At 69.9% G+C, this 12,911-nt stretch carries 9 protein-coding genes; 6 read left to right on the forward strand and 3 right to left on the reverse strand.

Annotated elements, in window-relative coordinates; genetic code table 11:
• Window positions 1–13: 13 nt before the first annotated feature.
• A complete protein-coding gene (gene tsaD / locus PGB34_RS01625; protein WP_271426319.1) occupies window positions 14–1,054 on the reverse strand; it encodes a tRNA (adenosine(37)-N6)-threonylcarbamoyltransferase complex transferase subunit TsaD in 1,041 nt (346 codons plus the stop codon).
• A gap of 90 nt (window positions 1,055–1,144) precedes the next feature.
• Here tsaD and PGB34_RS01630 point away from each other — a divergent pair, with 90 nt between their 5' ends.
• The 4 genes from PGB34_RS01630 (at window position 1,145) to PGB34_RS01645 (ending at window position 5,772) form a co-directional block, all read left to right on the forward strand.
• On the forward strand, window positions 1,145–2,404 hold the full coding sequence (locus PGB34_RS01630) for a nitrate regulatory protein (protein WP_271426320.1): 1,260 nt from the start codon (window positions 1,145–1,147) through the stop codon (window positions 2,402–2,404).
• 342 nt (window positions 2,405–2,746) lie between these two features.
• Window positions 2,747–4,003: a CmpA/NrtA family ABC transporter substrate-binding protein gene (locus PGB34_RS01635; RefSeq protein ID WP_271426321.1), complete on the forward strand. Its 1,257-nt coding sequence runs from the start codon at window positions 2,747–2,749 to the stop codon at window positions 4,001–4,003.
• A 30-nt stretch (window positions 4,004–4,033) separates the two neighbouring features.
• Window positions 4,034–4,957, forward strand: a complete 924-nt coding sequence (ntrB, locus tag PGB34_RS01640) for a nitrate ABC transporter permease (RefSeq protein WP_271426322.1) — start codon at window positions 4,034–4,036, stop codon at window positions 4,955–4,957.
• Window positions 4,954–5,772, forward strand: a complete 819-nt coding sequence (locus PGB34_RS01645) for an ABC transporter ATP-binding protein (protein WP_271426323.1) — start codon at window positions 4,954–4,956, stop codon at window positions 5,770–5,772. Before ntrB ends, PGB34_RS01645 begins: the two co-directional genes overlap by 4 nt.
• Window positions 5,773–5,827: 55 nt before the next feature.
• Here the strand turns inward: PGB34_RS01645 and PGB34_RS01650 are convergent, their stop codons facing one another.
• On the reverse strand, window positions 5,828–7,102 hold the full coding sequence (locus tag PGB34_RS01650; protein ID WP_271426324.1) for a type IV pili methyl-accepting chemotaxis transducer N-terminal domain-containing protein: 1,275 nt from the start codon (window positions 7,100–7,102) through the stop codon (window positions 5,828–5,830).
• Window positions 7,103–7,349: 247 nt separating this feature from the next.
• On the opposite strand from PGB34_RS01650, the gene PGB34_RS01655 reads away from it, so the two are divergent.
• The gene (locus tag PGB34_RS01655; protein WP_271426325.1) at window positions 7,350–8,621 is read left to right on the forward strand and encodes an MFS transporter; all 1,272 of its coding nucleotides are present in this window, start codon (window positions 7,350–7,352) and stop codon (window positions 8,619–8,621) included.
• A gap of 44 nt (window positions 8,622–8,665) precedes the next feature.
• On the opposite strand, the gene PGB34_RS01660 is transcribed toward PGB34_RS01655, so the two are convergent.
• Window positions 8,666–10,384 carry a bifunctional protein-serine/threonine kinase/phosphatase gene (locus PGB34_RS01660; protein WP_271426326.1) on the reverse strand — a complete coding sequence of 573 codons (1,719 nt, stop codon included), beginning with the start codon at window positions 10,382–10,384 and terminating at the stop codon, window positions 8,666–8,668.
• A gap of 63 nt (window positions 10,385–10,447) precedes the next feature.
• On the opposite strand from PGB34_RS01660, the gene nirB reads away from it, so the two are divergent.
• Window positions 10,448–12,907: a nitrite reductase large subunit NirB gene (gene nirB, locus PGB34_RS01665; protein WP_271426327.1), complete on the forward strand. Its 2,460-nt coding sequence runs from the start codon at window positions 10,448–10,450 to the stop codon at window positions 12,905–12,907.
• Window positions 12,908–12,911 lie beyond the last annotated feature (4 nt).

Below are 12,911 nucleotides of genomic sequence, written 5' to 3' on the forward strand. Positions count from 1 at the left end.
CGGATCATCGGGATCAGCCTGCCGCCAGCGCATCCAGCGGCCAGCGCGGCCGCACGTCGAAGGCATAGCGCGGCTGCGCCTGTTCCAGGCCGGCCTGCAGGCGCATGGCGGCGGCCATGGCGATCATGGCGCCGTTGTCGGTGCACAGGTGCAGTTCCGGGTAATGCACGCGCACACCGCGGCGCTTGCAGGCCGCATCGAGCTGCGCGCGCAGTTGCCGGTTCGCGCCCACGCCGCCCGCCACCACCAGGCGCCTGAGGCCCGTGCGGTCCAGCGCCGTGAGCGACTTGCGCAGCAGCACTTCGACGATGGCCGCCTGGGTGGACGCGGCCAGATCGGCCTTGCGGGCCTCCAGGTCCTCGCCCAGCTTCCTGGCCTGCGTGAGCACGGCCGTCTTGAGGCCGGCGAAAGAAAAATCCAGATCGCCGCTGTGCAGCAGGGGCCGGGGCAGCCTGAAGGCCTGCTCATCGCCGCCTTCGGCCAGCTTGGCCAGCCAGGGGCCGCCCGGGTAGGGCAGGCCCATGAGCTTGGCGCTCTTGTCGAAAGCCTCGCCTGCGGCATCGTCGATGGTCTCGCCCAGCAGTTCGTAGCGGCCCACGCCTTCCACGCGCATGAGCTGCGTGTGGCCGCCCGACACGAGCAGCGCCACGAAGGGAAACTCGGGCGCATCGGCGCTCAGGAAGGGCGACAGCAGATGGCCTTCGAGGTGATGCACGCCCAGCACGGGCCTGCCCAGCGAGGCGCCCAGCGCACAGGCCACGCCCGCCCCCACCAGCAGCGCCCCCGCCAGGCCCGGCCCGCGCGTGAAGGCCACCACGTCGATGGCCTCGCGCGCAAGGCCGGCCTCGTCCAGCACGGCCTGCGTGAGCGGCAGCACGCGGCGGATGTGGTCGCGGCTGGCCAGCTCGGGCACGACGCCGCCGTAGGCCTGGTGCATGGCGATCTGGCTGTGCAGCGCATGGGCCAGCAGGCGAGGCAACCCTGGGCCGTCCTCGGTCTGCACCAGCGCCACGCCGGTCTCGTCGCAGGAAGATTCGATGCCCAGAATTCGCATCTGCCGAGTGTAGGCGTGCGCGGTTTTCCGGCTTTCGGCATGGAAATTGCACGACCGCCTCACCCCATGGATCCGGACCCAAGCGCTTCGATGACCAACAGCCTAGGCTTCCTGCTGGCCGCCCGCCGCTGCGAGATCGACGAGCTGGACCAGCTCGCGCGCACCAGCGAGCTGGTCAGCACCATCGGCCGGCTGGTGCATGCCCTGCAGCGCGAGCGCGGTTTGAGCAACGTGTTCCTGGGCTCGGGCGGCCGGCGCTATGCGGCCGAGCGGCAGGCGCAGGTGGCCGAGAGCCTGCAGCGCGAGGCGCAGGTGCGCGCGGCGCTGGACCCGCTGGTGAACGATCCGCGCCGCCTGGCCGGCGGCGCCCGCCTCTTTCCGCGCGTGGCCTATGCGCTGCAGGGCCTGGACGCGCTGCCCGCGCTGCGCCAGCGCGTGCAGAGCCTGGCCCTGTCGCCCGAGATGGCGATGGCCGCCTTCGTGCGCCTGCTCAGCGCCCTGCTGGCCGTGGTGTTCGAGGCCGCCGACGGCGCCACCGACCCTGACATCTCGCGCTGGCTGGTGGCGCTGTTCAACTTCATGCAGGGCAAGGAATTCGCCGGCCAGGAGCGTGCCTTCGGCGTGGCGGCCTTTCTGCGCGGCGGCAACGACGACGTGCAGCGCCAGCACTGGCTGCACCTGATCGAATCGCAGGAGCGCTGCTTTCGCGTTTTTCGCGACTTCAGCAACGAAGCCCTGCGCGCGCGCTGGCACGCCGGCGCGTCGGCGGTCCAGCTGGCCGAGCTGGAGCGGCTGCGCCGCATTGGCTGCACCTCGCCGGCCGGCACCGTGCTGGACGCGAACCTCGGCCCCCAATGGTTCGAGGCCTGCACCCAGCGCATCGACGCCATGCAGGCCGTGGAGGACGCCCTGGCCGAGGAGCTGCGTGCGCTGTGCGGACGCAAGGTCGCGCAGGCGCGTGCCGAGCTGCAGCGCGACGAGGCGCTGAAGATGGGCAACAGCGTGCAGTCCGGCCACTTCTTTGCCGAAGCGCCCAGCGCCGAACCCGCCGCCCTGCCCGGCACCGGCTACGGCCGTCAGCTCGAGCATTCGGTGCTGCAGCTGGTGCAGGAGCAGTCGCAGCGCCTGCAGGCCATGAACGACGAGCTGCAGCAGGTGCGCGCCACGCTCAACGAGCGCAAGGTGGTCGAACGCGCCAAGGGGCTGCTGATGGCGCACCGCCATCTCAGCGAGGAAGAAGCGCACAAGATGCTGCGCCAGACCGCCATGAACCAGAACCGGCGCCTGGTCGATGTGGCCGAATCGGTGCTGGCCATGGCCGACTTCCTGCCGCGCGGCGCCCCGCACTGACGCAGCGCGCGCACGCCAATTTGGTGCAGCGCACAAACCGCACGCACGCGGCAAAGGCTCCGCGGCCGCGCCCCTCCCCCGCGCGCCCCCCTGGGCAACGCTGCTGCAAAGCCGGCGCATCGGCGCAGGCTCCAGCCCTGGCACGGGGCTTGCTCTCAGCCAGACTGAGACCGACGAAGGTCTGAAGGCCGAATGCTCCCAACGGCGGGAGCTGTGGTCACACCAGGACAAAGGCGTCCTCGCCACCGGAACTGTTCGCGCCATGCGACAGGGCCGATGCGGCGAGGGCGCCTTTTTGTTTTTTGTCTCTCGCCCCTCGATCCTCTTTTTTGGAGTGCCTCCATGACCGAAGCCCCCCGCGCCCCCGACGCCCAGCGCCTGAGCCGCCGCCGCGTGTTGCAGACCGCCGCCGCCGGCGCCCTGACCCTCGACCCCGCGCTGCGCGCCGCCGTGTGGGCTCAGGGCTCGGACAAGCCCGAGAAGGAAGAGGTCAGGATCGGCTTCATCCCGCTGACGGACTGCGCCAGCGTGGTGATGGCTTCGGTGCTGGGCATCGACAAGAAGTACGGCGTGAAGATCGTGCCCAGCAAGGAAGCCAGCTGGGCCGGCGTGCGCGACAAGCTGGTCAACGGCGAGCTGGACTTCGCCCACGTGCTCTACGGCCTGGTGTACGGCGTGCATCTGGGCATCGGCGGCCCCAAGAAGGACATGGCCGTGCTGATGACGCTGAACAACAACGGCCAGGCCATCACGTTGAGCAAGAAGCTGGCGGACAAGGGCGCGGTGGACGGCGCCTCGCTGGCCAAGCTGATGGCCACCGACAAGCGCGAATACACCTTTGCCCAGACTTTCCCCACCGGCACGCATGCGATGTGGCTGTACTACTGGCTGGCCAGCCACGGCATCAACCCGATGAAGGACGCCAAGGCCATCGTGGTGCCGCCGCCGCAGATGGTGGCCAACATGCGCGTGGGCAACATGGACGGCTTCTGCGTGGGCGAGCCCTGGAACCAGCGCGCCATCATGGACGGCATCGGCATCACCGCCGTGACCACACAGGACATCTGGAAGGACCACCCCGAGAAGGTGCTGGGCACCACGGCCGACTTCGTCAGCAAGTACCCCAACACCGCGCGCGCCGTGACGGCCGCGATCCTCGAAGCGGGCAAGTGGATCGATGCCGGCCTCACGAACAAGAACAAGATGGCCGAGACCATCGCCGAGAAGAGCTACGTCAACACCAGCGTGGACGCCATCAACCAGCGCATCCTGGGCCGCTACACCAACGGCCTGGGCCGGAACTGGGACGACGCGAACCACATGAAGTTCTACAACGACGGCGCGGCGAACTTCCCCTACCTCTCGGACGGCATGTGGTTCCTCACGCAGCACAAGCGCTGGGGCCTGCTCAAGGAGCATCCGGACTACCTGAAGGTGGCCACGGCCATCAACCGCGTCGATGTCTACAAGCAGGCGGCCGCGGCCACCAAGACGCCGCTGCCGGCCAGCCCCATGCGCAGCAGCAAGCTGATCGACGGCACGGTGTGGGACGGCAAGGAGCCCGCTAAGTACGCCGACGCCTTCAAGGTCCGCGCCTGAGCGCGCCCCATCCACCCACCGGAGAGCACCATGGTTGCCGCCGTCTTTCACCTGCCCCTGGAGGCCGAACCGCCTTCGCCACCCGCACCCGCCGCGGCGAGCCCCTCCGCCCGGACCGCGCCCCGGGCGCCCAGCGTCGATGTCCCGGCCCGCGCGCGCACTCCGCTGCCGGACTTCGGCGCCTTCTGGCTGCACGTGCTGCCCCCGCTCATGGGCTTCGGCCTGCTGCTGCTGGTGTGGGAGATGGTGGCCCTGCGCAGCGCGGGCAGCTTCCCCGCGCCCATGGAAACCTGGCAGCAGGCCGTGCAGGTCTTTGGCGACCCTTTCTACAGCAAGGGCCCCAATGACCAGGGCGTGGGCTGGAACGTGCTGTCTTCGCTGCAGCGCGTGGCCCTGGGCTTCGGCCTGGCGGCGCTGGTGGGCATTCCGGCGGGCTTTGCCATCGGCCGCTTCGACTTCCTCGCGCGCATGTTCAACCCGCTGATCAGCCTGCTGCGCCCGGTGTCGCCGCTGGCCTGGCTGCCCATCGGCCTGCTGGTGTTCAAGGGCGCCAACCCGGCCGCCATCTGGACCATCTTCATCTGCTCGATCTGGCCCATGGTCATCAACACCGCCGTGGGCGTGCAGCGCGTGCCGCAGGACTACCTGAACGTGGCCCGCGTGCTGAACCTGAGCGAATGGAAGATCGTCACCAAGATCCTGTTCCCGGCCGTGCTGCCCTACATGCTGACCGGCGTGCGCCTGGCCGTGGGCACGGCCTGGCTGGTGATCGTGGCGGCCGAGATGCTCACGGGCGGCGTGGGCATCGGCTTCTGGGTCTGGGACGAGTGGAACAACCTCAACGTCAAGAACATCATCATCGCGATCTTCGTGATCGGCATCGTCGGCCTGGTGCTGGAGTACGCACTGGTCAAGCTCGCAACCGCATTCACGTTCGAGGAGGTGAAGTCATGAGCCCCGATACCCACGATTCCAGGTACATCCAGATCCAGGGCGTCGAACAGGCGTTCAAGACACCCAAAGGCCGCTTCGTCGCCCTGCGCGGAATCGACCTCACGGTGGCCAAGGGCGAGTTCGTGGCGCTGATCGGCCACTCGGGCTGCGGCAAGAGCACCTTGCTGAACCTGATCGCAGGCCTGACCCGGCCCACGCAGGGCGCGCTGCTGTGCGCCAACCGCGAGATCGCCGGCCCCGGACCGGAGCGCGCGGTGGTGTTCCAGAACCATTCGCTGCTGCCCTGGCTGACCTGCTTCGAGAACATCCACCTGGGCGTGGAGCGCGTCTTCGGCGCCCGCGAAAGTCGGGCCCAGCTCAAGGCGCGCACCGACGCGGCGCTGGCGCTGGTGGGCCTGACGCCCGCCACGCACAAGCGCCCCGGCGAAATCTCGGGCGGCATGAAGCAGCGCGTGGGCATTGCGCGCGCCCTGGCCATGGAGCCCAAGGTGCTGCTGATGGACGAGCCCTTCGGCGCACTGGACGCGCTGACCCGCGCCCGGCTGCAAGACGAGCTGCTGGCCATCGTGCACAAGACGCGCAGCACGGTCGTCATGGTGACCCACGACGTGGACGAGGCCGTGCTGCTGGCCGACCGGATCGTGATGATGACCAACGGCCCGGCCGCCACCATCGGCGAGGTGCTCAGCGTCGATCTGCCGCGCCCGCGCAACCGCGTGGAACTGGCCGAGCACCCGGGCTACGTGCGCTGCCGCAAGGCCGTGATCGACTTTCTCTACACCCGCCAAGGGCATGTGGAGAAAACGGCCGCCTGAGCCGGGCCGGCAGCCACCCGCCACGGACTCGGAACGTGTTCACGTTCTCGGCTCCTCAAGCCATGATGACCTGCAGGCTGTGCTCATACGAGGCCGTGAGCCGGTCGAAGGTGTCCGCCAGCACCTCGCTGGCGCGCACCAGGTCGGCGCGGCCCTCGGCCCGGTCGGCCTCGCGCACGCCGCGCACCAGGCGCAGCCATTCGTCGCGCGCGCCGCCGAGCGCGGCGCGGATGTCGGGCGAGCTCAGCGGCGCGCGCTCCAGCTCCAGCAGCGAGGCCTCGAAGGCGTCCATGGTGGGCGCCAGCCGCGATCGCCATTCGCCGCCGCCCAGCAGCGAGGCCAGCAGCGCGTCCTTGGCCAGGCGCTGCGCGCGCATGCGCTGGCGGCCGCACAGGTTGACGATGCGCAGGGCACGGCGTCCGGCCATCGCTTCCAGGGCGTCCGTCAGTGCCTCGGCATTCGCCAGCAGCGCTTCCGCATGGCCGTCGATGGCGGCCAGCGTCGCGGGCGACATGCGCGCCTCGAGCGCCGTGCCCAGCGCCTCCCAGGCGGCCCGCACGCGCTGCAGCGCATCGCGGCCCGGCTCGTCGAGCGAAAGGGCCGCCAGATGAGCGAGGTTGTCCTTCACCCGCGCGGCCGACGCAGTGCGCAGCGTGCGGCTGCGGGGCGCATCGACGCCCGCCAGCGCCTGCGCCGCCAGCCGCACCAGGCGCTGCGAGAGCATGCGAAGCTGCCCGGCACGGTTGATGGCCTCGGCCCACTGGGCGGCCTCCACCACCGAGCGCGACAGCGCCCCCACGCGCAGGTTGGCATGCATGGCCGCACCGCGCAGCAGCACGAAGGCGGCGTCCTCGTCGATGCCGCGCGCCGACATCAGCAAGCCCTTGGCACGGTCCACCCACTTGCGCTCGTCCAGTTGCGCGTGCACGCGCGCCTGGGCCTCGCGCAGCGCGGCCTCGCGCCGCCACCGCGCCGCCGCGCGCGCCAGCAGAGCGCGCAGCGCGGGCGCGTCCAGGCCCTCGGCTGCAGCCCAGGCGTTCACGCCGGCGTCCACCAGTTCCTCGTGCTGCGAAGCGGCCAGCGTGCCGCAAACCAGGCTCACGGCAAACGGCGGCGCACCGGCCCAGGCGGCGTTCAGCGCATCGCGCAGGCCGGCGATGGAAGCCGGCTGCCAGGCCAGCACCTGCTGCGGCACCAGCGTGGCGGCCTGCTGCACCAGGCTGTCGCATGTGGCGGTGCCGACGGCCTGCGCATCGGCCGGCGCCAGCAGGCCGTGCAGCGCCTCGGGAACGGCGTCGGCATCGGGCAGAACGAGCAGCAGTCGGGTCATGGCGAACGCATTGTCAAAGAACGGCGGGCGCGCAGCATAGGGCAAGCCCGGCAGGCACGCGCCTTGCTTGACGACAGCAGCGGTGTAACGAAGCACCGCTTTGGTGAAGCCCCCGGCCGCAGCGCCGGCACCTCGCCGCCTCCTGCGCCGCCGGCTCCCGGCGGTCCACTCCCCATGCCTTTGCCTTCCCGCGCGGCCTCGCACCGGCCCTGCGGCGGGCATTCGCATTGACGAAGAACCCGCAGCCATGTCCAACCGCTTCAAGACCTTCCTGAGCTCCGGGCACTCGCCCACCCTGTTCGCAGCCTTCCTGTACTTCACGTTCTCGTGCTGTATCTGGGTGCTCAACGGGGCCATGGCGCCGTTCATCAGCGAAAGCTTCCAGCTCACGCCCGCGCAGAAGGGCCTGATGCTGTCGATCCCGATCATCGCGGGCGCGCTGATGCGCTTTCCGCTGGGCATCCTGGCGCAATACATCGGCCGCAAGAACGCCACGCTGGTCGAGATGGGCCTGATCGCGGTCGCGATGCTGTTCGGCTTCTTCATGGTGCACAGCTTCAACGACCTGCTGGCCATGGGCGTGCTGCTGGGCATCGCAGGGGCCAGCTTCGGCGTGGCCCTGTCGCTGGGCTCGGGCTCCTTCCCGCCGCAGAACAAGGGCCTCGCGATGGGTCTGGTGGGCGCCGGCAACGTCGGCACCGCGCTGTCGGTGCTGGTGGCGCCGCCCCTGGCGCAATGGCTGGGCTGGCAGGCGGTGTACGGCGTGGCCGCCATCGCGATCCTGGTGCCGATGGTGGTGATGGTGGTGTTCGCGCAGGAGCCGCCCGACGTCGACAGCCACGCCGGCCTGCGCGAGCACGTGGCCTGCCTGTTCGAGAAGGACGGCTGGGCCTTCAGCCTGATCTACGGCATCACCTTCGGCGGCTTCATCGGCCTGATCACCTTCCTGCCCTCGTACTACCACGACCAGTTCAGCGTGAGCAAGGTGCAGGCCGGCCAGCTCACGATGCTGGCCGCCTTCATGGGCGCGGCGGTGCGCGTGATGGGCGGCTGGATCTCCGACCGCTGGGGCGGGGTCAACACGCTCACGGTGGTGCTGGTGGTGGCCGCGGTGTCGCTGGCGCTCATCGGCTTGAGCGCCAGTTCGCTGGCCCTCACCACGCTGCTGCTGATCGTCTGCTTCGCCGCGCTGGGTGCCGGCAACGGCGCCCTGTTCCAGCTGGTGCCGCTGCGCTGGCCGACCACCACCGCGGTGGCGGGCTCGATGATCGGCGAGATCGGCGCCCTGGGCGGCGGCCTGGTGCCCAATGCGATGGGCCTGTCCAAGCAGTACTTCGGCACCTACCTGTGGGGCTTTCTGCTGTTCGCGGTGCTGGCGCTGGTGATGCTGGGCGTGATGCGCGTGATGCAGATCCGCTGGACCCGCACCTGGGCCGAAAAGGGTGGCCGCGCGCGCACGGCGCCCGCCGTGCCGGCCGCGAAAGCCGCCAGCCCCCTGCGCCGGGGCGCCAAGGGCTGATGGCCATGCCCGCCCGCATCGCGCCCGCCTTCCTGGCCCGCCTTTCAGCGCGGCAGGAACAGCAGCCAGACCACCATCAGCGCGTTGAAGATCAGCGAGACAGCCAGCGCGATCTTCCACAGCGCGGCGGGGTCGCGCTGCACCAGGGGCGTGGCGCCGGGCGCGCCGATCGGCCGGGCCGCTCCGCGCTCGAGCGCGAGCAGCATTTCCTCGGCCGTCTCGAAGCGCAGGCGCGCGTCGCGCGCGACGGCCTTGCGCACCAGGTGGTCCAGCCACATGGGCACGTCGGGCCGGATGCGCGACAGCGCCACGGGGTCGCGCCGGTAACCGCCGCTCTGGTAGGGCTCGATCTCGCCGTAGGGCAGGCGCGCGCCCAGCCACTGGTAGAGCACCACGCCCAGCGCGAACAGGTCGCTACCGGCATCGGGCAGGCCGCCTTCCCACTGCTCGGGGTTCATGTAGCTCGGCGTGCCCGCGTGCAGCTCGCGCTGCGCCGCGCTCTCGCGGCCCGAAAGCGCCACGCCCAGGTCGAGGATGCGCCACTGGCCGTCCTCGCCCAGGTGCAGGTTGCCGGGCTTGATGTCCCGATGCACCACGCCCTGGCGGTGCAGTCGGCCCAGCGCCTTGCAGATCTGCACCGCCGCGGCGACGACCGTCGCCACGGGCGCACGCGTGCCTTCCTGGCGCGCCTGGGCCTGCAGCTGCTCCAGCGTGCGCCCGCCATGCCAGTCGAAGACGATGTAGAGCGCGCTGGCCTGGCCGGCGCGCGGATGCACGCGCACGAAACCCGGCTCGCCGCGCGCGCTCACGCGCTGCCCCAGCCAGGCCTCGTGCGCGAGCATGGCGCGCTCCTCGGGGTCGCTGGCGCGCGCGGGGTGCAGGGTCTTGATCGCCACCAGCGCCTGGCTTTGCAGCTCGCGGGCCTGGTAGAGCCGGTGCACGCCGGTGTCGGCCACCAGCGCGGTGACCTGGTAGCCGTCGAGCAGCTCGCCCACCTTCAGCGCGGCCGGCGGCATCAGCCGGCGTGCGTCGCCCAGTTCGTCGTGCAGCTGCCGCGCGTCCAGGCCCAGCACGCGGATCACCAGCGCGGTGGCGTTGTCGCGGGTGCCGGCGGCAAGCGCGGCCTCCACCAGCGCGTCGCTGGCCTGCTGCGCGCTGCCGGCCAGCGCCAGCTCGGCCAGCCGCGCGGGCTTGAGCACGCCATGCACGCCATCGGTGCTGAGCACGAAACAGTCGCCCACGCGCAACTCGCCCTGCATGTAGTCGACGCGCACGTAGTCGTCCAGCCCGACGGCGCGCGTCAGCCGGCTGCGCAGGTCCGGATGGTCCAGCGCATGGTCCACGGTCAGCGGCGTGGCCGCGCCCTCGTCATGGCGCACGCGCCAGGCGCGCGTGTCGCCCACGTGGGCCAGCGTGTAGCCCTGCCCGTGCAGGGCCAGCGCGGTGAGCGTGGTCATCGCACCGTCCTGGCGCCGGCGCCGGTTGTGGTCGGCCAGCCAGGCGTTCTGCGCGGTGATCAGCCGGTCCATGGCCACCGTCGGCTCCCAGGTCGCGGGTGTGGCGAAGTAGTCGTTCAGAAGGCCGATCACGGTGGTCTGCGCCGCCTCCAGGCCATGGCCGCCGGCAGAAACGCCGTCGGCGATGGCGGCGATCAGCCCGCGCGATTCCTCACTGCGCGGCGCATGCACGGCGCCGGCGAAATCCTCGTTCGCCTCGCGCGGCCCGCGCCGGCTGCTGTAGCCGATGTCGACTTCAAAGCTCATGGCGCGATTGTCCGGGCGCGCCGGGCGTCTTCGCTTGCCTGATTCCCAGAAAGGTCCAGCCCCATGAAGAAAAAGATGAAACTCGTGATGGTCGGCAACGGCATGGCCGGCGTTCGCACCCTCGAAGAGCTGCTCAAGATCGAGCCCGAGCTCTACGACATCACCGTCTTCGGCGCCGAGCCGCATCCGAACTACAACCGCATCCTGCTCTCGCCGGTGCTGGCGGGCGAGCAGACGGTGGACGAGATCATCCTCAACAGCTGGGAGTGGTACGCCGAGCACAACATCACGCTGCACGCGGGCAAGAAAGTGGTGGAGGTGGACCGCGTCAGGCGCATCGTGCGCGCCGAGGACGGCACCGAGGCGCACTACGACCGCCTGCTGATGTGCACCGGCTCCAATCCCTTCATGCTGCCGGTGCCCGGCAAGGACCTCAAGGGCGTCATCGCCTACCGCGACATCGCCGACACCGACTACATGATCGAGACCGCGCGCACGCACAAGAACGCGGTGGTGATCGGCGGCGGGCTGCTGGGCCTGGAAGCGGCCAACGGCCTGATGCTGCGCGGCATGAACGTCACGGTGGTGCACGTCATGCCCTGGCTGATGGAGCGCCAGCTCGACGACGTGGCGGGCAAGCTGCTGCAGAAGTCGCTGGAGGACCGCGGTCTGCACTTCATGATCGGCGCGCACACGCAGGAGCTGGTGGGCAACGAGGAAGGCCGCGTGCAGGCCATCCGCTTCAAGGACGGCACCGAAGTCGCGGCCGACCTGGTGGTGATGGCCGTGGGCATCCGCCCCAACGTGGAGCTGGCGCAGAAGATGCGCCTGCACTGCGACCGCGGCATCGTGGTCAACGACACCATGCAGACCGTGACCGACGCGCGCATCTACTCGGTGGGCGAATGCGCCGCGCACCGCGGCGTGGCCTACGGCCTGGTGGCGCCGCTGTTCGAGCAGGCCAAGGTGGCGGCCAACCACCTGGCGCACTTCGGCATCGGGCGCTATTCGGGCTCGCTCACCTCCACCAAGCTCAAGGTCACGGGCATCGACCTGTTCTCGGCCGGCGACTTCATGGGCGGCGAAGGCTGCGAGGAGATCGTGATGAGCGACCCCTTCGGCGGCGTCTACAAGAAGCTGGTGATCAAGGACGACAAGCTGGTGGGCGCCTGCCTTTATGGCGACACGGTGGACGGCAGCTGGTACTTCAAGCTGCTGCGCGACGGCCGCAGCCTGCAGGACATCCGCGACAAGCTGATGTTCGGCGAATCGAACATCGGCGACACCGGCCACGAGGGCCACAGCAAGGCCGCCGGCATGCCCGACGAAGCCGAGGTGTGCGGCTGCAACGGCGTGAGCAAGGGCGCGATCTGCAAGGCCATCAAGGAGAAGGGCCTGTTCACGCTCGACGAGGTGAAGAAGCACACCAAGGCCAGTGCCTCCTGCGGCTCGTGCACCGGGCTGGTGGAGCAGATCCTGATGTTCACGGCCGGCGGAGACTATTCGGCCGCACCGAAGAAAAAGGCCCTGTGCGGCTGCACCGACCACAGCCACCAGGACGTGCGCGACGCGATCCGCAAGGAGCACTGGCTCACCCACGCCGAGGTCTGGCGCGGCATGGGCTGGCGCACGCCCGACGGCTGCGCCAGCTGCCGCCCGGCCATCAACTACTACCTGATCTCGAACTGGCCCAAGGAGGCGAAGGACGATCCGCAGAGCCGCTTCATCAACGAGCGCAGCCACGCCAACATCCAGAAGGACGGCACCTATTCGGTGGTCCCGCGCATGTGGGGCGGCCACACCACCGCCGACGAGCTGCGGCGCATCGCCGACGCGGTGGACAAGTACCAGATCCCCACCGTCAAGGTCACGGGCGGCCAGCGCATCGACCTGTTGGGTGTGAAGAAGGAAGACCTGGAGAACGTGTGGAAGGACATCGGCATGCCCTCGGGCTTTGCCTATGCCAAGTCGCTGCGCACCGTGAAGACCTGCGTGGGCAGCGAGTGGTGCCGCTTCGGCACGCAGGATTCGACCCAGATGGGCAAGGACCTGGAACGCGCGCTGTGGGCCATGTACGCGCCGCACAAGGTCAAGCTGGCGGTTTCGGGCTGCCCGCGCAACTGCGCCGAGGCCGGCATCAAGGACGTGGGCGTGATCGGCGTGGATTCGGGCTGGGAGCTGTACGTGGGCGGCAACGGCGGCATCAAGACCGACGTGGCGCAGTTCCTCGTGAAGGTCAAGACCAGCGAGGAGGTGATGGCGCATGCGGGTGCCTTCCTGCAGCTCTACCGCGAGGAGGGCTGGTACCTCGAGCGCACGGTCCACTACATCGGCCGCGTGGGCCTGGACTACGTGAAAAAGAGGATCGTGGAGGACGCGCCCGGCCGCGCGGCCCTGTGGGAGCGGCTGCAGTTCGCGCTCGATGGCGAGCCCGATCCGTGGTTCGAATCGGCGCAGGCCTCGGTGGACGTGCGGCAGTTCACGCCGCTGGCCCCTGCAGGCGGCACCACCCACGCCGCCTGAAGAA

This window comes from Xenophilus arseniciresistens (assembly GCF_028023875.1).
GTDB classification, from domain to species: Bacteria; Pseudomonadota; Gammaproteobacteria; order Burkholderiales; family Burkholderiaceae_C; genus Xenophilus; species Xenophilus arseniciresistens.